Annotated in this window: 3 protein-coding genes; all 3 read left to right on the plus strand. The window is 70.3% G+C overall.

Annotated elements, in window-relative coordinates:
* Positions 1–4: 4 nt before the first annotated feature.
* The 3 genes from H7K45_RS03575 to H7K45_RS03585 are packed head-to-tail and all read left to right on the plus strand — an operon-like array spanning position 5 to position 26229.
* Positions 5–1726 carry an ABC transporter ATP-binding protein gene (locus H7K45_RS03575; protein WP_263994394.1) on the plus strand — a complete coding sequence of 574 codons (1722 nt, stop codon included), beginning with the start codon at positions 5–7 and terminating at the stop codon, positions 1724–1726.
* A gap of 60 nt (positions 1727–1786) precedes the next feature.
* Positions 1787–3568 (plus strand): ABC transporter ATP-binding protein, encoded by a 1782-nt coding sequence (locus H7K45_RS03580; protein ID WP_263994395.1) that lies wholly within the window; start codon positions 1787–1789, stop codon positions 3566–3568.
* Positions 3565–26229, plus strand: a complete 22665-nt coding sequence (locus H7K45_RS03585) for a non-ribosomal peptide synthase/polyketide synthase (protein ID WP_263994396.1) — start codon at positions 3565–3567, stop codon at positions 26227–26229. Before H7K45_RS03580 ends, H7K45_RS03585 begins: the two co-directional genes overlap by 4 nt.
* Positions 26230–26326 lie beyond the last annotated feature (97 nt).

Consider the following 26326-nt stretch of genomic DNA (forward strand, 5'->3'; position numbering starts at 1 on the left):
GATCGTGGATTCGCCGACGCCCACGGGTGACGCGCGTGCGGGCAGCGCGATCCTGCGGCGGACCATCACCCGAAATGCCCGGCTCCTCACGGTGGGATCGTTGCTGATCTGCGGCCATCAGCTGTGTGAAGCCATGGTCCCCGTGATGATCGGCGCGGTCGTCGGTCGCGCGGTGGAAACCGGTGACGTCGGCCAGCTGATCCTCTGGATCGCGGCCCTCGCGGTGTTGTTCCTCGCCTTGACGTCCTGCTATCAGGCGGGGGCCAGGCATCTGATGCGCGCCATCGCGACGGAGGGGCACCAGCTCAGGGTCGATCTCTCGCTGCGAATCCTGCATCCCTTCCGGCTGAGGACGTCGCTGCGCAGTGGCGAATTGTTGTCCATCGCAAGCACCGACGCCGACGAGACCTCCTACCTGCTGGACTACGTGCCGCGCATCGCGGGTTCGGTGACGGCAATCGCGGTCTGCGCGGGTGTGCTGTTGTCCGTCGACGTGCCGCTGGGTCTGGCGGTGTTGATCGGCACGCCGGTCATCCTGTACCTACTGCACTTCGGCGGACCGGTCATCACCCGCCGGGTCGCCGACCAACAGGAACTTGCAGGCCGGGCCACGGCGACTTCGGCCGACTTGATCGCCGGGCTACGTCCCCTGCGTGGCATCGGGGCGGAGGAGACCGCCGCGCGCCGGTATCGCGCCGTCAGCCAGGAGGCGTTGGCCGCGACGCTGCGGGCCACTCGATCGCAAAGTGTCTACGTCGGCGTGTCCAATGCGATGAGTGCGCTGCTCGCCGTCGGGATTGCCGTGTTGGCAGGGTGGTTCGCGCTTCGCGGGCAGATTTCCATTGGAGAGCTGGTCACCGTGATCGGGCTGGCGCAGTTTCTGCTCGAGCCGTTCAAGACCATGGCCGAGGTACCGAGTTGGGTCGCCGAGGCCAGGGCGTCGGCCGTACGCGTCGGCTGGGTCGAGGACGCCCCGGTGGCGCTCACGCCTGGGTCGGCCCGCCTCGGGGCGGGTCCACACGGGCTGGAACTCGTCGACGTCGGGCACGGCTCATTGGACGGTGTCACGCTGACGGTCGAGCCCGGCGCCATGGTCGGCGTGGTCACCGCGAGCGCCGCCGATGCCGACGCCCTGATCACGGTGCTGTCCGGGCAACTCGCTCCGGGGGACTACCGTGGCGAGATCCGCATTGGCGGTGTCCCGTTCGAGCACCTCGACCCCGCCGAATCCCGCCGCACACTCCTGGTCGAACCGCACCGTGCCGACCTCTTCACCGGATCGCTGCGATCGAATCTTCTCGTCGACGGCGCCGACGACGCGCACGTGGAACTCGCGCTGCGCTCGTCGTGCGCGACCGACGTCGTCGAGGTGCACGGTGAGGGTCTCGACCACGGCGTCACGGAACGGGGCTCGAGCCTCTCCGGGGGACAGCGCCAACGCCTGACCCTCGCTCGTGCCCTGATCCGTCGCCCGCCCGTTCTGGTCCTTCACGAGCCGACGACCGCGGTCGACGCCGTCACCGAAGGTGCTGTGGCACAGGGCATCGCCGAGATGCGCCACGGTGTGGAGGCAGAGTGCTTCACCACGCTGATCGTCACCTGCAGCCCGGCGCTGCTTGCGGCGACCGACCGGGTGGTCTTCGTCGACTCGGGTCGCGTGGTGGCCACCGGGTCGCATGTCGAGTTGATGGGGCGGTCGGACTATCGCACGGCGGTATTGCGATGAGCGCTTGCGCGAAGAGCCGAGGGGTGCGATGAGCGCTTGCGCGAAGAGCCGAGGGGTGCGATGAGCAACGCAATCCTCCCCGTCGCGACCGGGAGGGAGACCGTCGGGTGGCTGCGCCGGGAGATGCGCCATCGTGCGGGGGCGGTACTGCTGACCCTCGTCGTCGGTGTCATCGCCGCCGCGGCGGCGGTACTGCCCGTGTACGTCCTCGGGGTGCTGGTGGACCGCATCGTCGACGGATCGCCTCCGTCGGTCATCGGCGTGATCGCGATCGTCCTCACCGTCGCGGCGATCGTCGGCGGCCTGGCCAACGGGCTGTCCACCTATCTCATCGGGCGCCTTGGCGCGATCGCGCTGGCCGACGCGCGCGAAGCCGGTGTCGAGCGGGCCCTGACGTTGCCGACGGCGGTCGTGGAACGCGTGGGTCGCGGTGACGTGCTCTCCCGCGTCAGCACCGACGTCGCCACGATCGGCAAGGCGGTCTCCGACGTCATCCCCACGATGTTCTCGTCGATCCTGCTGGCCGGCATCTCCCTGGCGGCCATGGCGGGCCTGGATTGGCGCCTCGGCATCGCGGGTGCGGTCGCGATCCCGCTCTACGTCCTCGCCCTGCGGTGGTACCTGCCCCGGTCGGCGCCGCGGTACGCCGAGGAGCGGCGGGCCATCGCCGAACGCTCACAGGTGTTGATGGAGAGCATGATCGGCGCGCCGACCGTCCACGCCTACGATCTGCACACGACGCATCAGGACGCCATCGCCGCGGCGTCCGCCCGGGTACGCGACATCTCGCTCGCCGTGTTCACCCTCTTCACCCGGTTCGTCCGACGCATCAACCGGGCCGAGTTCATCGGCCTGGCCGTCATCCTGGTGACCGGTTTCTGGCTGGTGAAGACCGGTGACGGCACGGTCGGCCAGACGACGGCGGCGGCGCTGCTGTTCCACCGCCTGTTCAGTCCCATCAGCGAGCTGCTGTTCACCTTCGACGAGGCTCAGGACGCTGGTGCGAGCCTGGCGCGGCTCGTCGGCCTGGTCGGCATGCCCGACGATCCGGGCCGTAGCGCAGCGGTACCCGGACGCGAACCCGAGGACACGTCGCTCGAATTGGCCGACCTGCACTTCAGCTACGACGGCGACCACGACGTGGTCCGCGGCGTCGACGTCCGGGTCGAACCCGGGAACCGGGTGGCGCTCGTCGGCGCGACCGGAGCCGGTAAGTCGACCGTGGCCGGAATCGCCTCTGGCGCAATCACACCGCGAACGGGCACGGTGCGCATCGGCGGCGTCGAGGTGTCCGATCTGACGCCCGAGCAACGCCGCCGACACGTCGCCACCGTCAGCCAGGAGGTCCACGTCTTCGCCGGGCGGCTCGTCGACGACCTGCGGCTGGCCAAGGCGGACGCCACCGATGACGAGGTGCGTGACGCCCTTCGGGCGGTTGGCGCCGAGGAGTGGGTCGCGGCGCTCGACGACGGGCTCGACACCGTGGTCGGCGAGGGCGGCCACGAGCTGACATCGGCTCAGGCGCAACAACTAGCGCTGGCCCGCTTGTCGCTCGCCGACCCCACCGTCGCGGTACTGGACGAGGCCACCGCCGAGGCGGGAAGCCAAGGCGCCCGTGACCTGGAGCGGGCCGCCGCCGCAGCCACGGCGGGACGCACGACGCTCGTCATCGCGCACCGTCTGACCCAGGCCGCCTCGGCGGACCGGGTGATCGTGATGGCCCACGGCCGGGTCGTCGAAGAAGGAAGCCACCATGACCTGGTCGCGGCCGGTGGGCGCTATGCCCACCTGTGGCGCGCCTGGGCAGCCGACCATTCTCATCGGGAGCGACCAGAGACATGACGACGACCGACATCGACGGACTGACCCCGAGCGCACGCCTGGACCTGTTGCGCGAGTGGAACGACCAGAGCTGGCCCGACACCACGACGACGGTGACGGAGGCCTTTGCCCGCCAGGTCGAGTCGACCCCCGACGCGCAGGCCGTCGTCGCAGGCGACGTACGGTTGACCTACCGTGAGTTGGCCGACCGGGCCTACCAATTGGCACATCACCTGCGCGCCATGGGCGTCGAACACGAGCAGACGGTGGCCATCGCGCTGCCGCGCTCGGCGGAGATGGTGGTGGCGGTGCTGGCCATCCTCACCGCCGGTGGGGCATTCGTGCCCGTCGACCCGCAGTGGCCTGCCGAGCGCAGGCGCCGGGTGCTCACCGACACCAGGGCCATCTGCGCCGTAGTGGCGCCGGGGGCGGCGGCGCCGGAGGATCCGACGCCGGTCGAGATCGACCTCGGGACATGGGGTTTCGGCGATCGGCCGACGACGCCACCATGGACCGTGGTCGACGGCAGCCAGCTGGCCTACGTCATCTTCACCTCGGGGTCCACCGGCAAGCCCAAGGGCGCCATGATCCGTCACGAGGCCATCGCCGAACGGCTCACCTGGCAGGTCGAGGACGTTCTCGGATTCGGACCGGGTGACGCCTCGTTGTTCAAGGCTCCGCTGTCGTTCGACATCTCGGTCAACGAGATCCTGCTCCCGCTGGTCTCCGGCGGGTACGTCGTGGTGGCCGACCCCGGCGGCGAACGCGACCCGCAATACCTGCTGGACCTCATCTCGCGGGAGAAGGTCACCTTCGTCTACCTGGTGTCGTCGATGCTCGACGTCTTGCTCGACCTCGCCGCTCACAGCGGCACGGTGTCGAATCCGCTGAGCGGTCTCAAGCACGTCTGGTGCGGGGGCGAGGTGTTGACGCCGGCACTGTTCGACCGGTTCCGGTCCCAACTGGCGACGACGCTGTATCACGGGTACGGACCGGCGGAGGCGACCATCGGGGTCTCCCACGTCGTCTACCGCGACAGTGCCGAGCGCATCGAGACCTCGATCGGCAAGCCGAATCCGCACACCCAGCTCTACGTCCTCGACGACGACCTCCGGCCCGTCCCCGTGGGTGTCGGCGGCGAACTCTATGCCGCCGGATTCCTGTTGGGCCGTGGCTACATTCACGCACCGGCCTTGACCGGATCGCGCTTCGTCGCCAATCCCTTCGACGGTGACGGAACCCGGATGTACCGCACCGGTGACCTTGCCCGCTGGACGTCCGAGGGCGTTCTGGAATTCCTGGGCAGGGCCGACAACCAGGTCAAGATCCGCGGAATGCGGGTAGAGCTCGAGGAGATCGAGGTCGTCCTGGCCTCGCACCCGCTGGTTCGCCATGCCGCGGTGATCCTGCGCCACACCCCGTCCGGTGGTGCGCAGCTGACCGGTTACGTGGTGACCGCCGCCGCGGTCGACGCCGACGAATTGTCCCGTTGGTGCGCGACGACGTTGCCCGAGCACATGGTGCCCTCGACGGTGATGGTGCTCGACGAGTTCCCCGTCACCGCCAACGGCAAGCTGGACCGGCGCGCGTTGCCTGCACCACGCCCGAGTGCGGTCGCCGGCAGCGACGTCGCGTCCGGCGACCCGCGCACCCAGGCCCTCTGTGAGGTGTTCGCCGATCTGCTCGGCGTGGCCGGCGTGAGCGCCGACGCCGACTTCTTCGCCCTCGGTGGCGACAGCATCGTGGCGATGGGGCTGATCAGCCGCGCCAGGAGGATCGGGCTGCGGCTCCGCCCACGCGACGTCTTCACCGCCCGTACGCCCGCCGAATTGGCGCGCCTGACAACCGAAGTCGACGACGAAGCGACGCGGGCGACAGTCGATCCGGTCGGGGAGGTCGGTGCGACACCCATCCTGTCGTGGCTCGACGAGGTCGGAGACGGCGTCAGTGGCCTCGACGGCTTCTATCAGTCCGTCACCCTCCACACCCCCGCCGGGCTGACGCTCCAGCACCTCACCGCCATGGTCGACGCATTGCTCGACTGCCACGACGTCCTCCGCGCCCAGACGAGCACCGCCGAGCCCGCCGGACTGACGATCCCCGGCAGGGGAGCCGTGACGGCGGCCGACGTGCTGTCCAGGGTGGCACTCCACGGCGACGCCGACGCACTCGGCGCCGCACAGCGCGCGCTGGCCGTGGGTCGCCTGGACCCACGCGGCGGACGCATGCTCCAGGTGGTGTGGCTCGACGCCGGCGTCGACGTACCCGGACGCCTCGTCATCGTCGTGCACCACGTGGTCGTCGACGGCGTATCACTGCGACTGCTGGCCGAGGATCTCAGCGCATCGTGGGCGAACCTGTCTGCGGGACAGCCGATCGCGATCGACCGACCCGACACGCCACTTCGCCAATGGTCCGATGCGCTGAGGGCCGCGACGAGTAGCGGTGTCTTCGCCGCCGACGAGGACCACTGGTCGGGCGTCGCCGCTGCCGCAGCCGAATCGCCGATCGGCACCAGGCCGCTCGACCCGGCGGTCGACGCCGTCGCCACCGAGGAGAGGTTGACGGTGCGTCTCGACGTCGACGTCACGGCCCGCCTGCTCGGGCCGGTGCCGAACGCCATCCGCGGTGGCGTGGACGACGTGCTGGTGGCGGCGCTGGCCATGGCACTGGCGCAGTGGCGCGACGGTGAGTCGTCGTCGGTGCTTCTGGAACTCGAGGGCCACGGCCGTGAGGCCGAACACCTCGGTGCGGCAGGCGAACACCTCGACCTCACCCGTACCCTTGGCTGGTTCACCACGCTGTTCCCCGTCGAGGTCGACCCCGGTGGGGCTCCGTGGGATCGGCTGATGTCGGGCGGTCCGGAGTTGGGTGCCGCGGTGAAGGCGGTCAAGGAGTGCCTGCGGGTGGTGCCTCGCAACGGTCTGAGCTACGGCGCGCTGCGCTACCTGTCCGGTCGGCCGCGCCCCGACCTGGCGGTCCAGCCCCAGGTGCTGTTCAACTACCTCGGCAGGTTCGCCGGCGCGGGCTCCGCGCCGTGGACCCTGGCCGAGGACGCCGTTGCCGAGGACCGCGATCCCCGCATGCCGCTGCCAAGGGCCGTCGAGGTCAACGCCGTCACCGTGGAGACCGACGACGGCCCACGGCTCGAGGCCGTCTTCAGTTGGCCTTCCGGTGTGCTGAACGAGACGCGGGTGCAGTCGCTGTCGCGGCTGTGGTCGGACGCGCTCGGGGTGCTCGCGGGCAGCGACGCCGTGAGCGGCCCAACCCCGTCGGACTTCCCGCTCGTCGCGCTGACCCAGTCCGACGTCGACGCGCTGGGTGACGTGCTCGACGTGCTGCCGCCATCGCCGCTGCAGGCCGGCATCTACTTTCACTCCACCTACGCCGACGTCGACCCGTACGTGGTGCAGCAGATCGTCGAGCTGAGCGGACCGGTGGACGACGAGCGCCTCCGGGCCGGGGCCGACGCCATCCTCGCGCGGCACCCCCACTTCGGCGCCGCCTTCCGGCCGATCGGCGACGGTAGCGTCGTCTCGGTCATCGGAGCGACGACCAAGATGCCCTGGGAGTTCGTCGACCTCGCGGACCTCGACACCGCCGCCGCCGAGCGTCGAGTTCGGGACCTGGCCGCCGAGCAACGTGGCCGACCGTTCGACCTGGCCCGGCCACCCCTGATGCGGTACGCATTGGCGCGTCTGTCCGCCGATCGGCACGTGCTGATCCAGACCGTCCATCACGTCGTCGCCGACGGTTGGTCGGTGCCCATCGTGTTGCGGGAACTGCTTGCTCTGCACGATGATCCGACCACGCCGCTGCCACCCGCACCCCGCTACGGCGACTATCTGACGTGGCTCTCGACGGCCGCCACGACGGAGGCGCTCGACGCATGGCGCAGCGAGCTGCACGGCGTCGAGGAGTCGACGCGCCTCTCGGATGCGTTGCCGCACCCCACCTCACCGACCGAGGGGTTCGGCAAGGTCAGCACGATGCTCGACGCGGACGTCGCCGACGACCTCGCCCGATGGGCCGCCGGTCATGGCGTCACCGTCGGCGCCGTCGTCGGTGCGGCCTGGGGCGTGGCGGTGGGTCGGCTCACCGGACGCACCGACGTGGTCTTCGGGTCGACGGTGTCGGGCCGGGGCGTCGACGTCGCGGGCGTCGACGACATGGTCGGGCTGCTCATCAACACCATCGCGGCCCGGACGCGTTGGGAGGGAGACGATTCCCTGCTGACCGTGGTCCGGCGCTACGCCGACGCCCAGACCGCGCTGCTCGAGTGCCACCACGTCCCCCTCGCGGACGTCCAGCAGGCCGTCGGGGTCGACGACCTGTTCGACACGCTGGTCGTCGTCGAGAACGATCCCGCCCCTGAGCGCCAAGACGCCAGTGTCCGAGTGCGGTCGGTCGGCGTCGTCGAGGCACCGCACTATCCCCTGACCCTGATGGTCAGGCCGGCCCACCCGTTCGTCGTCGGCGTGACGCACGATCTCGGCCGGGTCGACGAGGTCACCGCACGTCGAGTGTTGGACCTCTACCGGCGAGTCCTCACCGCGATCGTCCGACGCGGCGACATGCCCTGCCGCGAGCTCGCCGTCCTCACACCCGACGAACAGGGCTCGGTCCTGCTCGCCGGCACCGGCGCACCGGCATGGCGGGGCACGGTCACCCAGGCCCTCGCCGAGCGGGTCGACCGCAACCCGAACGCCGTGGCCGTCACCGACGCCGGCGGATCCCTGACCTACGGCCAACTCGACGACGAGGCGAGCCGGTTGGCGAGCGTGCTCGTCGAGGCTGGCGTCGGACGTGGCGACGTCGTCGCCGTGGCCACCGCTCGCGGCAACGCGATGGTGGTCGCCCTGCTGGCCGTCCTGCGTGCCGGCGCCGCCTACCTGCCCGTCGACCCGAACTATCCCGACGCACGAATCACGTTCATGCTGAACGACTCCCGCCCCCGAGTGATCGTGACGGACGGCACGCCTCTGCCGCCCCACGACGCAACCGTCGTGACCGTCGACGCCCGTCCCGTCACCCGACACGGCGCCGTCGCCGTCGAACCGGACGACGCCGCATCGGTCGTCTACACCTCCGGCAGCACCGGGCTGCCCAAAGGCACCGTCGGAACCCACGGCGCGCTGGCCAATCGCCTGCGGTGGGCCGCGGAGACCTGGGCCGGGGACCGAGGCGACGTGCGTGTCGTCAAGAGCTCGGTGAGCTTCGTCGACGGCACCACCGAACTGCTCGGCGCGCTGGTGGCCGGGGCGATGGCCGTGATCGCCGACGAGGACACCGCGCGGGATGCCGCCGCCCTCGCCGACATGGTCGGCGCCGTCGGCGCCACCCAGCTGCTGGCCGTGCCGAGCTTGGCCGCCGCAATGGCCGAGGCCGCACCCGACCGTCTGGCCGGCGTTCGGCGATGGATCTGCAGTGGTGAGGCTCTGGACCTGGGCACCGTCGCCGCGCTGCGCCGGGTGTCTCCGGAAGCCGAGATCGTCAACTCCTACGGGTCCTCCGAGGTGGCGGGCGACGTGCTCGCCGCACCGGTGGCCGCCGACGGGCCGATCACCTTGGGCCGCCCGGTGCCGGGAGTGCGCATCCTCCTGCTTGGACCCGATCTGGCGCCGGTGGCGCCCGGTGCCGTCGGCGAGGTCTACGTCGGCGGCGTTCAGCTCGCCCGCGGTTATCACGGTCAGAGCGGTGCCACGGCTGCCCGCTTCGTCGCCGACCCCTTCGTCGAAGACGGCCAAAGGCTCTATCGCACCGGTGATCTCGCGCGGTGGACTCCCGGCGGCGAGGTCGAATTCCTCGGCCGCGCCGACGACCAGGTGACGCTCAACGGCTTCCGCGTCGAGTTGGGCGAGGTGGAGGCGGCACTCGTCGGGCTGCCCGCCGTCGCCGACGCCGTGGTCAGGGTGCGCCACGGGGCGCACGGCAAGGCTCGCCTCGACTCCTACGTCGTCCCGCGCGGCGCGGCCCCGGTCGACCAGGCGACGTTCCGCGCGGCGCTTGCCGATCGGCTGCCTGCGCATCTGGTACCCGCGACCGTGACCGAGCTGGTCGAGGTGCCGCTGCTGCCGAACGGCAAGCGGGACCGCTCGGCGCTTCCCGAGCCGGTGCTCTCGACCTCCACGATCACCGCCAGGAACGCGCGGGAGTCATTGCTGTGCAACACCTTCGAAGGCGTGCTCGGCGTGGCCACGATCGGCATCGACGACGACTTCTTCGCACTCGGCGGAGACAGCTTGCTCGCGCTGCGGGTGGTCAACCGCCTCGCCGGCGCTGGCGTCACCATCTCGACCCGGGAGCTCTTCGCGCTGCGCACCCCACGGGCGCTCGAGGACGCACTCGCCGCACGGCCCGTCGTCGCCGACCCTGCTCCACCGAGCGAACCCGAGCAGCCGGCCTGGCACGGGCTCTCCGACGACGACCTCGCCCGGCTCGTCGGCGGGTGCCCCGTCGAGGTGCAGGACGTCTGGCCCCTGTCGCCGCTGCAGCTGGGCGTCTACTACCAGTCCACCTACACCGACGACGTCAACACCTACCTGGCGCAGAACGTCTTCGACTTCGACCACCACCTCGACGTCGACGTGATGCGCACGGCCTTCGGCGCTCTGCTCTCACGCCACGACAATCTGCGCGCGGGGTTCACCAGTGAGGATCTGGTACGCCCCGTCCAGTACGTCGGCCGGTTCGTCCCGGCTGAGGTCGCCCTCGTCGACCTGTCGGACCGAAGCGGCGAGGACGCCGACCGTCAACTCGCCGAGGTGATGCACGCCGACGCCGAGAAGCCCTTCGACCTTCGGATGCCTCCGCTGGTGCGACTGACGGTGATCCGTCTGCCGGGGCGTGGGGACCGGCTGCTGCTCACCTGCCACTTCCTGTTGTGGGACGGCTGGTCCCGTGAGCTGGTGCTTCGAGAGTTGTTCGCGTTGTACGACTCTCGCGGCATCCGCGGCGCGCTGCCCCCTGCGGGTGCCACCTACGTCGACTACCTGCGGTGGGTCGACGCCCAGGATCAGGCCGAGTCGCTGCGGGCCTGGTCCGACGCCCTGGCCGGACTGGCCGAGGCGACGCTAGTGGCACCCGATGCCGTCGGCGGCGAACCCGCGCTGCCCCGACGTGTTTACGGCGAGCTGTCCCGGGAGGTGACCGCCCGACTCGAGGGCCACACCAAGACCCAGGCGACGACGGCCAACACGGTGCTCACCACGGCGCTCGGTCTGGTGCTCGGCCATCGGACCGGCAGCACCGACGTCGTGTTCGGCACCACGGTGGCCGGTCGCCCGCCCGAGCTGCCAGGGGTGGAGCACGTCATCGGGCAATTCCTCAACACCATCCCGACCCGCGTACAGGCCGCACCGGACGACACCGTGGCCGACCTCCTTCGGCGCGTCGAGGACTTCCGGCTCGACCTCATGGCCCACGACTACGTCGGACTCGGAGACGTCACGCGCAGCACCGGCCACCAACCGCTGTTCGACACGCTCTACGTCCTGCAGAACTTCCTCGACGACGACACGTTCGCCGACTTCGAACGCCAGCACGGCATCGTCGGCGTCGACTTCGTCGACACCACGCACTATCCGCTCACCTGGGTGCTGACCCCCGGTGAACGACTCACGATCAAACTCGAGTATCGGCCCGACGTGGTCGCCGTGGACGCCGCGACCGCGATGGTCGAGCGGCTCGTCCGCACAGTGGAGGTGCTGCTGACCCACCCGGATGCCACGGTCGGCGACCTGGACCTGGCCCTGCCCGGCGAACGCGCCGCGCTGACGGCGCAGTGGCGGTCGACCGAACACGGCGTCGGCGACGAGACCATCGCCGACCTACTGGCCGACCGGGCCCGCAGCTGCCCGCAGGACACCGCGCTGGTGTTCGGCGACACCCGGCTGACCTACGCCGAATTCGACGGCCGCGTCAACCAACTCGCGCGTCAGCTCATCGCGAGCGGGGCAGGCCCGGAGCGCGTCGTCGCGCTCGCTCTGCCACGGTCGGCCGACATGGTGGTCGCCTTGTTCGCCGTGCTCCGCACCGGCGCCGCCTACCTACCGCTGGAACGCGACCACCCACTCTCACGGCTGACCGGGATGCTCGACGACGCCCAACCGGTGCTGCTCGTCTGTCACCGTGACCACACCGAGCTGGCCGAGCACCAGGAGCGCCGCGGCGCGGCCGTTCTTCGCCTCGACCACCCGGCGATCCGGGAGGCGTTGACCCGTACGACGGCCGACGCCCTCACCGACGCCGAACTCGGCGAATTCGCGAGAAGCGTTGGCCCGCAACGCCTCGATCACCCGGCGTACGTCATCTTCACGTCCGGTTCCACCGGGCGCCCCAAGGGTGTGGTGACGCCCTACCGGGGTCTGACCAACATGCAGCTCAACCACCGGGCGGCGATCTTCGAACCGGCGATCGCGAAGGCAGGCGGTCGACGGCTGCGGGTCGCGCACACGGTGTCGTTCTCCTTCGACATGTCGTGGGAGGAACTGCTGTGGCTCGTCGAGGGCCACGAAGTGCACGTCTGCGACGAGGACCTGCGCCGCGACGCCACCGCACTGGTGGCCTACTGCCACGAGCACCGCGTCGACGTGGTCAACGTGACACCCAGTTACGCCCACCACCTGTTCGAGGAGGGTCTGCTGGCGGTGGGACACCCGCCCACCCTGGTCCTGCTCGGCGGCGAAGCCGTCTCCGACGAGGTGTGGCGCCGGCTGCGCGACCTGCCCGCGGGCTCGGGCTACAACCTCTACGGGCCCACCGAATACACCATCAACACCCTCGGTGCGGGCACCGACGACAGCGCCACACCGACCGTGGGTCAACCGATTTGGAACACCAGGGCCTACGTCCTGGATTCCTGGTTGCGCCCGGTGGGCGACGGCGTGGTGGGTGAGCTCTACATCGCCGGCGCCGGTCTGGCCAGGGGCTACCTCGACCGGCCTGCCCTGACCGCCGACCGGTTCGTCGCAGATCCCTTCCACGACGGCGGCCGGATGTACCGCACGGGTGACCTGGTGGTCCGTCGACCGGACTCCGGCGGCATGCTGGACTTCCTGGGCCGCAGCGACGACCAGGTGAAGATTCGCGGATACCGGGTGGAACTCGGCGAGGTCGCCGCGGCGCTGTCCGCGTTGCCGGGGGTCAGACAGGCCGTCGCCGTGGCACGCCCCGGTCCGTCGGAGTCGGTCAAGCAGCTCGTCTGCTACGTCGTCCGCGACGAATCCAATTCCACGGCCACGGATCCCGAGACCGCAGCGGAGTTGCGGTCGGCGGTGTCGCAGGTCCTGCCCGATTACATGGTGCCTGCGCTCTACGGCTTCGTCGACGAGATACCGCTGACGGTGAACGGCAAGCTCGACGTCCGCGCCCTACCGGAACCCGTCGTACCCGCGGCCGGTGAATCCCGCGATCCGCGTGACGACCGGGAAGCGTTGCTGGCGAACGTCTTCGCCGACGTCCTCGGTCTGCCGCACGTCGGCATCGACGACGACTTCTTCACCCTGGGAGGCGACAGCATCTCCTCGATCGCGGTGTCGGGCCGGGCGCGCAAGGCCGGTCTGCACCTGACCCCGCGCGACGTCTTCCGCCGCCGGACCGTGGCGGCGTTGGCCGCCATCACGCAGGCCGCCGCACCCGCGGCCGCAGCCGACAGCGGCGTCGGCCGAATCGCACTCACGCCCATGCTCGCCGAGACCGCCGCCGCCAACACGCCCCTGTCCAACTTCTACCAGTCGACGGTGCTGGCCACCCCAGACGGGATGACCGGCGACCAACTCGAGCGAGTGCTGCAGGCGATCCTGGACACCCACGACATGCTGCGCGCGCGACTCGACGTCGGCACCGACGGGTGGACCCTGACCGTCCCGGCCGAGCTAGTGCCTGCCTGCTCGGTGCTGTCCGTCCGCGACGGCAAGGTGACCGCGTCTCAGGCGGCCGACGCAATCGCCGTCGCCGCAGCTGAACTCGTGCCCGAGGACGGCACGATGGTGCGGGCCGTCTGGTACCGCGGCGACTCCGGCGGGGGACAGTTGCTGCTGGTCGTGCACCACCTCGTCGTCGACGGCGTGTCCTGGCGCATCATCGTCGACGACCTTGCCGCCGCGTGGGCCGACGTCAGCGCCGGCCGCACTCCCGCGCTCGACGACGTACCCACCTCGTTCCGCACCTGGGCCGAGGCCGTCACCGCCCGCCGGTTCGACACCGAGGCGGCGTACTGGAACGACCTGTCGACCACACCCGATCCCGACCTCGGCCACCGACGGCTGGATCCCGTCGTCGACACGGCGAGAACCGTCGTCAGCCAGAGCTTCTCCCTGCCGCCCGACGTCGGTGGGGCGCTACTGTCATCGGTGCCCGCCGCCTTCCACGGTGGGGTCAACGACGTACTGCTCGGCACCCTCGCCCTGGCATTGGCCCGCTGGCGCGCCGATCGCGGGTATGGGGCGAGCACCGCGGCGCTGGTGAACCTCGAGGGGCACGGTCGCGAGCCGGATGTGGTCGGCACCGACCGGGCCGGGCACCTCGACCCCTCCCGCACCGTCGGATGGTTCACCGCCATCTACCCGGTGCGCGTCGACCCCGGTCTCGTCGAGTGGGCCGACGTACTGGACGCCGGCCCGAAATTGGCGGCGGCGATGAGGTCGGTCAAGGAACAGCTGCGCTCGACCCCGAGCCGCGGGCTCGGCTACGGGGCGCTGAGGCACCTCGATCCGGCCAGGCCCGTCGCCGGCGACGCACCCCAGATCCTGTTCAACTACCTCGGACGGTTCTCCGGCGGTAGCGGCCGGCCCTGGGAACCTGTCGCCGGTTTCGGCGCGCTGCGCGAGGGCGTCGACCCCACCAATCCGGCGGTGGCCCTGGAGATCAACGCCCTCGCCGAAGACGGGCACGACGGCACCCGCCTCACGGTCACCCTGTCGTGGCCAGGTGGGCTGATCGACGCCGACGACGTCGACGAGTTGGCCGAGCGATGGTCGGCCGCGATGACCGCACTGACCCGATGCGAGGCCCTTGCCGGTCACACCCCGTCTGACTTCCCGCTCGTCGATCTCGATCAGGACGACCTCGACGGCTGGCAGTCGACGGGAGAGGTGGACGACGTGCTGCCACTGCTGCCACTGCAGGAGGGCATGTACGTCCACGGCACCCTCGGCGCAGGAACCGACGATCACGTCGACGCCTACCGCGTCCAGCAGATCGCCGAGCTGTCGGGTCCGCTCGACCCGGAAGCGTTGCGCAGCAGCCTCTCCGCCGTCGTCGCGCGGCACCAGGCGCTGCGGGCGGGTTTCCACGAACTAGGCGACGGCAGGATCGCGCAGGTGATCTGGGCAGAAGTGCCCGTCGTCCTCGAGGTCGTCGACGCATCCGATCTCGACGCGCCGACGGCGCTGCGACGCCTCGACGACGTCGCCCGCGAGCAGTTGTCGCGCCCATTCGACCTCGCGTCGCCGCCGTTGGTTCGCCATGCGGTGGTCTCGCTGAGCGCCGAGGAGCACCGATTGATTCAGACGATGCACCACATCGTCGCCGACGGGTGGTCCTATCCCGTGCTGTTCGGCGACGTCGTCACCCAGTACAACGCGACGCTGGGTCTCGGCCCGGGGCCCGCCCCGTTGACCGCGACGCTGCGCGATCACGTCGAGGCGGTCCGCGGTGGCGACCAGGAATCCGCGCGACAGGCGTGGGCGGCGGTGCTGGACGGTGTCGAACCGACACGACTGTTCGACGAGACGACCAACGTTGGCGAGCACCGAAGTTCGACGCGGCGACTCTCCGCCGACCTGACCTCGGCCCTCACCCGCACGGCCCGCGAATGTGGCGTGACCCTCGGCACCGTGGTGCACGGGGCGTGGGGGCTGCTGCTCGGTCGGCTCCTCGACCGGAGTCGCGTGGTGTTCGGGTCCACGGTCTCCGGCCGTGGTGGCGCGCTCGCGGGCACCGACTCGATCGTCGGCCTCCTGATCAACACCCTTCCTGTGCCGATGTCGTGGAGCCTCGACACCTCGGTGCTGTCGGTCATGACTGCCCTGCAGGAGCAGCAGAGCGCCGTCCTCGACGCTCAGCACGTGGGGCTGGCCGAACTGGCCAAGCTCGCCGGGGTACGCGAGTTCTTCGACACCATGGTGGTCGTCGAGAACTTCCCGACGACATCCGACGAGTCGTCGAACGACCCACGTGCGCTGCACTTTCGAGGGTTCACCGGCACTGACTCGCCGCACTACCCGGTGGCGCTGGTGGCCTACCTCGGCGACCGGCTGACCGTCGAGATCAAGTACGACGCCGACGCGGTGACCGCTGCCGAAGCCGACCGGTTCGCCGAACGCGTCGAGCGCATCCTCGACGTGTTCGCCGAACGTCCGGACACCCCCGTCGGGGACCTGGACGTACGCACCGCCGCCGAACGTGGCCTGACCGCGGCGACCTCCGTGCGGCGCGGACCGGACCGCACGCTCGGTGAGTCCTTCGCGACCGTCGTCGCCGAGCATCCCCGTCGCATCGCGGTCAGCTGCGGCCAAGACCGTCTGACCTACGCCGAGCTCGACGAGCGCGCGTCGTCCGTCGCGGCGACGCTGAGGGAACTGGGAGTCCGCGCCGAATCGAGAGTGGCTGTGGCACTGCCACGTTCGCTGGATCTGATCGTCGCCCTGCTCGCCGTCGTGAAGGCCGGGGGTACCTACGTGCCACTGGACGTCGACTCACCCGAGTCGCGCCAAAGACACATCGTCACCGACGCGGCACCGGTCTGTCTTCTGGTCGACCGCCGAGACCGATTGCCCGAGTCGGTCACCGCGGCCGTGCCGAGCGTGGTGGTCGACGAGGTCGCCCGTGCACGTGCCGCGACGCCGGCGGTACCGGCGTCCGACGCCGATCACGAGGCCTACGTCATCTACACCTCCGGATCCACCGGTGTGCCCAAGGGCGTCGCCGTCACCCACCGCAACGTCGCGGCGTTGTTCGACGGCACCTCGACGCTGTTCGACTTCGGACCAGAGGACGTCTGGACGATGTTCCACTCGGCGGCCTTCGACTTCTCGGTGTGGGAGCTGTGGGGTCCGCTGTTGCACGGTGGCCATCTGGTGGTGGTCGACCAGACCGTCGCCCGGGATCCCGACCGGTTCCTGGAACTGCTGAGCGCCGAAGGGGTTACGGTGCTCAACCAGACCCCGTCGGCGTTCTACCCCCTGATCGAGGCCGACCGCCGACGGCCCCGCGCGCTCGACTCGCTGCGTTACGTCGTCTTCGGTGGCGAGGCGCTGGACATCAGCCGTTTGGGCGCCTGGTACGAGCGGCACGAGGCCGACTCGCCGCGGCTGGTCAACATGTACGGCATCACCGAGACATGCGTGCACGTGTCGCACCGGCCGCTGGAGGCGGCCGATGCGAGGAGCACCGTCGGCAGCGTCGTCGGCGACGCCATACCCGGGCTGGCCATCCACGTGCTCGACCAGTCCCTGCAGCCCGTCCCCACCGGGGTGGTCGGCGAGATCTACGTCGCCGGAGGGCAACTGGCCCGCGGTTACGTCGGGAAGCCGGGGCTTACCTCGACCCGGTTCGTCGCCAACCCGTTCGACGGTGACGGCAGCCTGCTGTACCGCAGCGGTGACACCGCCACCAGGACCGACGACGGCCAATTGGTCTACGTCGGACGCTCCGATCATCAGGTCAAGGTGCGCGGATATCGCATCGAACTGGGCGAGGTGGAGTCCGCGCTGGCCGCGCTGACCGGCGTCACCAATGCCGCCGCCGCGGTCCGATCGGACGAGACGGGCCGCAGTCGGCTGGTCGGCTACCTCGTCGGCCGCGCCCGGCTCGACGTCGCCACCGCGAGGGCCGAGCTGGCCACCCGTCTGCCCGACTACATGGTGCCGTCGGCACTCGTCGAGCTGGATGCGTTGCCGCTCACCGTCAACGGCAAGCTGGACCGTGCCGCCCTGCCGGCACCCACCGCGGCGCCGGTCGCATCCGTGCCGTCGGCGACGGGTGGTACCGCAGAGACGTTGGCGGCTCTGTGCTCCGAGATCCTCGGCACGTCGGTCGGCGTCGACGACGACTTCTTCACCGTGGGCGGTGACAGCATCGTCGCCATCCAGCTGGTGAACCGGGCTCGCCGTGCGGGCGTGCGGATCACCCCGCAGCAGGTCTTCGTCCAGCGCACCCCGGCAGCGCTCGCCGCCACGGCCGAGGACGCCGCGCCCTCGACCGCGCCGGACGACGTCGGACCCGATCTCGGCGAAGTCATGCCGACACCCATCGTGGAGAGGCTGGCCGAGCTCGGCGGGAGTGTCGAGCGGCTCAATCAGTCCGAGCTGCTGCTCACCCCGGCCGGGGCGACCACCGAGCTTCTCGACGCCGCGCTCGCCGCCGTGGTCGCGCGCCACGATGCGCTGGGGTTGCGCCTGCAGCGGCCCGTCCCGATGCTGTGGTCGCTGGAGACGATCGTCGCGCCGCCGGTGTCGGTCGTGCGCGTGGACGCCTCCACGTTCGGCGACGACGAGCTCGTCGATGCGATCGGGGCCGAATCCGACGCTGCCGCAGACCGTCTCGACCCCGAGGCGGGGGCTCTGGTCGCGGCCGTGTGGTTCGACCTCGGCGCGGATCGGCAAGGCCGGTTGCTGCTGACGGTGCACCACCTCGCGGTCGACGGCGTGTCCTGGCGCATCCTGGTCGACGACCTCGTCCAGGCCTTCGACAGCGTGCGTGCCGGCCAGCCGGCCGCACTCCCCGCGGTGCCGACCTCGATCCGGACCTACGCGAGAGTGGTGCACGAAAGTGCTCAGCAGGCAGCACGATTGGCCGAGTTCGAGCATTGGACCGCCACGTTGGCACCGGGTGGCGAACTCGACGGTCGCGTCGACGCCACCGGCCTCACCGTGGGTTCGACGCGCGACCACGAGATCCGGCTGACCGTCGAGGAGACGCTCCCCCTGTTGACGGTCGTCCCCGCGCTGGCCAACGCCGACGTCACCGAGACGTTGACGGCGGCGCTGTCGACCGCCGTACGACGGTGGCGACGCGCGCGTGGGGTGCGCCCGGACGCGCCACTGGTACTGGACCTGGAGCGACACGGCCGCGACGGCTGGGGTGACCTGGACCTCTCCCGCACCGTCGGCTGGTTCACCGCCATCGCACCGGTTAGGTTGTCGGCCAACGACACCGACGACCATCTGGCCGTGCTCAAGGACACCAAGGAGCGGCTGCGCATGGTGGCCGACGGCGGTCTGGGGTTCGGCCAGCTGCGCTACTGCAACCCGCGCACCGCGGCGGCCCTCGGGCGCCTGCCCGGCCCGCAACTGCTGTTCAACTACCTCGGCCGGTGGCCGGTCGACGGCACCGACGACTGGGACTCTGCCCCCGAGGCGACGGCCCTGCGCGGCGGGCCGGACCCCGACCTCGGCACGCCCTACCTGCTCGAGATCAACGCCGTCTGTGACGAGACGACCGACGGGCCGGTGCTGCGCGCGACGCTCACCTATGCCGACGGGGAGTTCGGCGAGGACGCCACCGTCGAGTTGGCCCGGCACTGGACCGCAGTGCTGCGGGAGATGGGTGCGCTGGCCGGTGGGCCGTCGTCGACGTCGTCGTCCTCCCTGACGCCGTCGGACGTGACGCTGGTCGACCTGTCGCAAGCAGACCTCGACCGCGTGACGGCCGCGACGACGGCTACGGTGCAGGACGTCTGGCCGCTCTCACCGCTGCAGGAAGGTGTCTACTTCCAGGCCAGCTACGCACGGGCCGCGGTGTACGTCGTGCAGAACGTCTTCGACTTCGTCGAGCCGGTCGACCCCGCGGCGCTGCGCACGGCGTACTCGGCGGTGATGGCGCGCAACCCCGTACTGCGGTCGGCCTTCCTCGCCGACGGACTCCCTCATCCGGTCGCCGCGATCGTGCAGGATCCCGTCTGCGAACCCAAGATGGTCGACCTGTCCGACGTCGCGGCAGCCGATCTGGAGGAGCGGCTGGCCGAGATCACCGGAGCCGACCGGCTCCGCACGTTCGACCTGACCTCGCCTCCGCTGGCGCGGATGACCGTCGTGCGCACGGCCGCGGGTGACCGGCTGATCTTCAGCTACCACTTCCTGCTGCTGGACGGGTGGTCACGGGAGTCGCTGCTGCGCGAACTGTTCGCCGAATATCGCTCCGCCCGAACGGGTGTCGCGGCGCACCTGCCCGAGCCCGTCGCCCACTTCACCGACTACCTGCGCTGGCTCGCCGACCAGGATCGTGACGCGTCGGCCCGCCGGTGGGCGAGCGCGCTGGCGGACCTCGACGGACCGACCCTGCTGGTCCCCACGGCCGTCGGCACCGACCCCACGCTGGCGCGGCGCGTGGACTTCACGCTGACCCAGGACCAGACTGCGATGCTGTCGCACGCCGCGCGTGATGCCGGTGTCACCCTCAACGCGCTCATCGGCACGGCCCTCGCCATGGTGCTGGCCTACGAGACCGGCCGCGACGACGTCGTCTTCGGCTCCACCGTGGCGGGACGGCCGACGGACCTCGACGGCATCGAGGACGTCATCGGGTTGTTCCTCAACACGGTCCCGACCCGAATTCGGCTGCAGCCCAGTCGATCGGTCGCCGAGACGATGCGCGCCGTGCAATCCGACCGCCTGGCGTTGATGGACCACGAGTATCTGGGCCTCGGCGACATTCAGCGTGCCATGGGCGTCGGCAACGGGCCGCTCTTCGACAGCCTCTACGTGCTGCAGAACTTCCTGGGCGACGACACCTTCACCGACATGGAGTCGGACTACGGCATCGTCGGTCATGACTCGGTCGACGCGTCGCACTACCCGTTGACGTGGGTGGCATCACCCGGCCGTGAACTGTGGGTCAAGCTCGAGTACCGACCGGACGTGGTGGACCGGGCCGACGCCCAGCGTCTGATCGACCGCCTTCGCCAGGTGATGCTCTCGATGGTCGACGCGTCGACGCCCCTTGCCGCGGTGCCGACGTCCTTGCCCGCGGAGACCGAGGGGCTGATCGCGCGTGACGACCTGAACCGCCACGAGCTTCCCGATGCGACGGTCATGGACCTGCTGGCGCAGAGGTGCGCGGAGTCGGCGCAGTCGACGGCGCTGGTCTGCGGTTCCGACAGCGTCGTCTACGCCGAATTGGACGCGCGGGTCAACCGGCTCGCGCGACTCTTGCGCGCCCGTGGTGTCGGACCCGAACAGACGGTGGCCCTGGCGATTCCACGTTCCGTCGACGCCGTGGTAGCCCTGTTTGCCGTGTTGCGGGCGGGTGCTGCCTATCTCCCGCTCGAGTTGGACTACCCCGACGAGCGACTGGCGGTCATGCTCGAGGACGCGGCCCCGACACGTCTGCTCGTGACGACCGCCGTGGCGCCACGGATCTCGACCGTGGCGCAGTGCCCCCTGATCGTCCTCGACGCCGCGGACGTGACGGCCCAACTGGCGGCCGAGGCCACCGACTGGGACGGCGCCACGCCGTCACCGGACGACCCCGCGTACGTGATCTACACCTCCGGTTCGACGGGCAGGCCGAAGGGCGTCGTCACCCCCCACCGCGGCCTGACCAACATGCACCTCAACCACCGGGCGGCGATCTTCGAACCGGCGATCGCGAAGGCAGGCGGTCGACGGTTGCGGATCGCCCACACGGTGTCGTTCTCCTTCGACATGTCGTGGGAGGAACTGCTGTGGCTCGTCGAGGGCCACGAAGTGCACGTCTGCGACGAGGACCTGCGTCGCGACGCCACCGCACTGGTGGCCTACTGCCACGCCCACCGCGTCGACGTGGTCAACGTGACACCCACCTATGCCCAACTGCTGTTCGACCAGGGCCTGCTCGACGGCCAGGGACATCCACCGGTCCTGGTGTTACTCGGCGGCGAGGCCGTGTCCGTCGAGGTGTGGAACCGGTTGCGAGACAGCGACACCACCTACGGATACAACCTCTACGGCCCAACGGAATACACCATCAACACCCTCGGTGGCGGTACCGACGACAGCGCGACCCCGACGGTCGGCACACCCATCTGGAACACCCGGGCACACGTCCTGGACCCCTGGTTGCGGCCCGTGCCCGACGGCGTGCCCGGTGAGCTCTACATCGCCGGAGCCGGCCTGGCCCGGGGGTATCTCGGGCGGCCCGGACTCAGTGCCGGGCGGTTCGTGGCCAATCCCTTCGACACCGGCGGCCGGATGTACCGAACCGGTGACCTGGTGGTGCGGCGGCGCGCCGCCGACGACCGGGCCGGCAACCTCGACTTCCTGGGCCGCACCGACGACCAGGTCAAGATTCGCGGTTACCGCGTGGAGGTCGGCGACGTGCAGAGCGCCGTTGCCGCTCATCCCGGGGTGAGGCAGGCCGCGGTAGTCGCTCGTCCCGACCCCGCCACCTCCGGGTCCCATCGGCTGATCGCCTACGTGGTACCCGGTGACGCCGACGACCTGGCCGACGACCGGAGCGCGGCGTTGACCGCTGCGGTGCGCACGCATCTCAAGGGAACGTTGCCCGCGTACATGGTGCCCTCGGCCATCGCTGTCCTGGCGCGGCTTCCGTTGACCGACAACGGAAAGTTGGACGTACGGGCTCTGCCGCAGGTCGAGACCACCCAGCGCGTACCCAGCAGGGCGCCGCAGTCGGCGACCGAGGCGACCCTCTGCCAGATCTTCGGCGAGGTGCTCGGCGTCGACGAGGTCGGCGTGGAGGACGACTTCTTCGACCTCGGCGGCCATTCGCTGCTCAGCATCCGGCTGATCGGTGGGATGCGGACCGCCTTGGGGGTCGAGACGTCCATCCGCGACGTCTTCGACGCCCCCACCGTTGCCGCCCTTGCTGCGCTGGTGGATTCGCGGCCCACCGCCGCGACGACCCGTCCGGCGTTGACGGCGGGTCGTCGTCCCGAGGTGGTGCCCACCTCACCCGCGCAGGAACGGCTGCTGGTGCTGGACCGCCTCGGCGAGACCGGGCTGGCCTACGGCTACCCCGTGGTGTTCCGGGTGCGTGGGCCGCTCGACGTCGAGGCGTTGCGGGCCGCGTTCGGCGACGTCGTCGACCGGCACGAGTCGTTGCGGACGGTCTTCGACTACCGCGACGGCGTCCCGCGACAGTGCATCCGGCCCGTCGGAACCGCGGTGCCAGTCGGCGTGCGCGACTGCGTCGAGGACGACGTCACCGACCGGGTCGCGGCGGCGACGGCGCACCGCTTCGACCTGACGTCGGAGATCCCGCTGCGCGTCGACGTGCTGCGGATCCACGGCGAGGATCACGTGGTCTCGATTCTGTTGCACCACATCGCCACCGACGAATGGTCCGACCGGCCCTTCCTCGCCGACCTCGACCGTGCCTACGCCGCGCGGGTGGCCGGCGCGGACCCGAACTTGCCCGCGTTGCCGGTGCAGTACGCCGATTACACGCTGTGGCAGCGCGAGGTGCTGGCCGCCGTCGGGGAGGAGCAGCTGACGTACTGGCGCGCGGCTCTGGCCGGCGCCCCCGACGAGCTGGTCCTGCCGACCGATCGGCCGCGACCGACGAGGCCCAGCGGGGTCGGGGGTACCGTCCACCTCGACCTTCCCGTGGACGTCGTCGAGGCCATTCGTACCGTGGCCGCCGATCATCAGATGAGCCCCGTGATGGTGCTTCATGCCGCGGTCGCGGTACTCCTGCACCGGTTGGGGGTCGGTGACGACGTCGTCGTCGGGACACCCGTCGCGGGTCGCGCCGACAGCGCCCTCGACGACGTGGTCGGCTTCTTCGTCAACACCGTGGTGTTGCGCGTCGACGTGTCGGGCAACCCGACCTTTGGCGAGCTGCTCGCCCGGGTGCGGGCGGCCGACCTGGCTGCGTTCGCCCATCAGGAGCTGCCATTCGAGCGGCTCGTCGAGGCGCTCAACCCACCCCGCGTCGCGGGTCGCAACCCGCTGTTCGGCGTGTTCGTCGGCTACCACCGCCGTGACGGCGCCGACGCCGAGATGTTCGGCCTGGCAACGCAATGGCTGGATGTCGAGTCGTCGGCGGCGATGTTCGACCTCGGTTTCACACTCGTCGACTCCGGTGAGGACGGTGCCACGATCGTCGCCGAGTACGGCGCGGATCTCTTCGACGAGTCCACGGTGCGAACTCTGACCAGGCGGCTCCTCGGGATTCTCGGCGCGGCCGCCGACGCGGATCTCCCCATCGGTGCCGTCGCCCTACTCGATGACGCCGAGCGCGAGCACCTGGTGGTGGAACGCAACCGCACCACCCATGAGATCGAGCCGATGACGTTGGGCGCGTTGGTCTCTCGACAGGCCGCGCGAACTCCGAACGCGACCGCGGTGGTCTTCGAGGGGCGCGGGCTGAGCTATGCCGAACTCGACGGATGGACGGACCGCTTGGCCGCCCAGCTGGTCGAGGACGGTGTTCTTCCCGGCGCGATGGTCGGGGTGTCGCTGCAACGGTCGGTGGAGCTGATCGTCGCGCTGGTCGCGGTCGCGAAGTCGGGGGCGGCGTTCCTCCCCCTGGACCCCGACTACCCGACGGACCGGTTGGCGTACATGACCTCCGACGCCAAACCTGCAGTGGTGCTCGACGATCCGTACGCGGTGGTTGGTGCGTGCGGTGACACCGATGGGTCACCGGCTGGCGTGGACCAGGGACAGGCGGCCTACGTCCTGTACACCTCCGGTTCGACCGGAAGGCCCAAGGGTGTCTCGGTGCCACATGCCGGCATCGTGAATCGGATTGCGTGGCTGCAGGATGCGTATCCACTCCGGCGCGAGGACCGGATGCTGGTCAAGACACCGATTGGCTTCGACACCTCGGTGTGGGAGGTGTTCTGGCCGTTGAGCGTCGGCGCGGCGTTGGTGGTGGCCCGCCCCGGTGGTCATCGCGACCCGGCCTACCTGGCCGAGACGATCGTCGCCCACGGGGTCACCGCGGTGGACTTCGTGCCGTCGATGCTGGAACTCTTCCTCGACGAACCGGCCGTCGCGCGGTGCACGTCGCTGACGCGGATCACCGTGGGTGGGGAGGCGCTGTCGAGCGAGCTGGTGACGCGCCTGTCCGCCGTCCTCGACGTCCCATTGCACAACCTGTACGGCCCGACTGAGGCGTCCGTCGACGTGCTGGGGTGGACCGCCGACGGCGGGCCCGTCGCCCTGGGGGTGCCGGGCTGGAACGTTCGGGCCTACGTTCTGGACCAGTACCTCGAACCCGTCCCGGTCGGGGCAACCGGTGAGCTGTACCTGGCCGGGGTGCAACTGGCCGACGGCTACCTGAACCGCTACGGACTGACCGCGCAGAGCTTCGTGGCCAACCCCTTCGAGGCCGGTGCGCGGATGTACCGGACCGGGGACGCCGTGCGCCGGCGACGCGACGGGATGCTGGAGTACCTCGGCCGCACCGACGAGCAGATCAAGCTGCGGGGCGTCCGGATCGAGCCCGGCGAGATCGAGACCGTGCTGGCCTCCCATCCGGCCGTCGCGTCGGCGCGCGTGGTGGTCCGTGGGGACGTGTTGGTGGCGTATTACCTCCGCGCCACCGGTGTCGAGGAGCCGGCGGCGGACGCGCTGCGGAGTCATGCGAGCGCGTCGCTTCCGAGCCACATGGTCCCGTCGACGTACGTCGAACTCGACGCCTATCCGTTGACGCCAAGTGGAAAGCTGGATCGCCGGGCGCTGCCGGAGCCCGAACTCGTCACGGGCGGCGGCCGGCCGGCGGAGACGCCGGTGCAGGAGCGCCTGTGCGTGTTGTTCTCCGACGTCCTCGGGACGACCGTGTCCGGGATCGACGACGACTTCTTCGCCCTCGGTGGTCATTCGCTTCTGCTGGTGCGACTGGCGTCGGCGATCCGACGGGAGTTCGACGTCGAGGTGGCGGTGACCGACCTGATGGTCGCCCCGACGGTCGCCGAGGTGGCTGCGCTCCTGGCCGCGGAGGCGGGGTCGGCGGCGGTCGGTCTGGCGCCGGTGTTGGCGCTGCGCGCCTCGGGCTCGGCGCCGCCGTTGTTCTGTCTGGCCCCGGCCAGCGGACTCAGTTGGCAGTTCGCGGGGCTGAAGATGCATCTGCCGCATGATGTTCCGCTCTACGGTCTGCAGTCGCCGCTGTTCGGTGGCGGCTCGTGGCCGGAGGGCATCGACACCCTCGCAGCGTGGTACGCCGACCGGGTGGATGACGTCGCGCCGCAGGGGCCGGTGAGGCTGCTTGGCTGGTCGTTCGGTGGGTCTCTGGCACTGCTGGTCGCGGAGGAACTGGTGCGGCGCGGCCGTGAGGTGTCGTTCGTGGGAATGCTCGACGCCCGCACCGACGTCGCCGCCGACGACGACGATTTCGACGCCGAGGCCGTGCTGGCCGGCTTGCTGCGGGAGATGGGCTACTCGGTCGACCCCGGTGCCCGGATGAGCGTCGACGAGGCCGTGGCGCTGGTGCGCGCCAGCGACGACGCGATCTCGATCCTCGACGACGTGCAGATCGGTCGTGTCGTCGAGAACTACGTCGCCGCAGAGAGATTGACCTTGGGTGCCGACTACGGCCGCTACGACGGCGACGTGTTCTTCGTCGACGCCACGCGGCTGGAGATGAACCTGACCGGGGTGGCGTCGGAGGGTTGGCGCGAGCACGTCGGCGGTGAGCTGAAGGTCGTCGCGCTCGACTGTGCGCATTCGGAGTTGTTGGACGCCGAGGTGCTGGACGAACTGGGTCCACTCATCGCCAAGGAGCTCACCCCCTAGCCCGCGAGCAGACGCAAACGTGCGCGACACGCCTGTCGTTGCTGCACGTTTGCGTCTGCTCGCGGGGAAGGGGGGCACCCAGAGGGGCGCACCTCGC

Origin of the sequence: Mycobacterium yunnanensis (genome assembly GCF_025823185.1) — a bacterium.
GTDB lineage: Bacteria > Actinomycetota > Actinomycetes > Mycobacteriales > Mycobacteriaceae > Mycobacterium > Mycobacterium yunnanensis.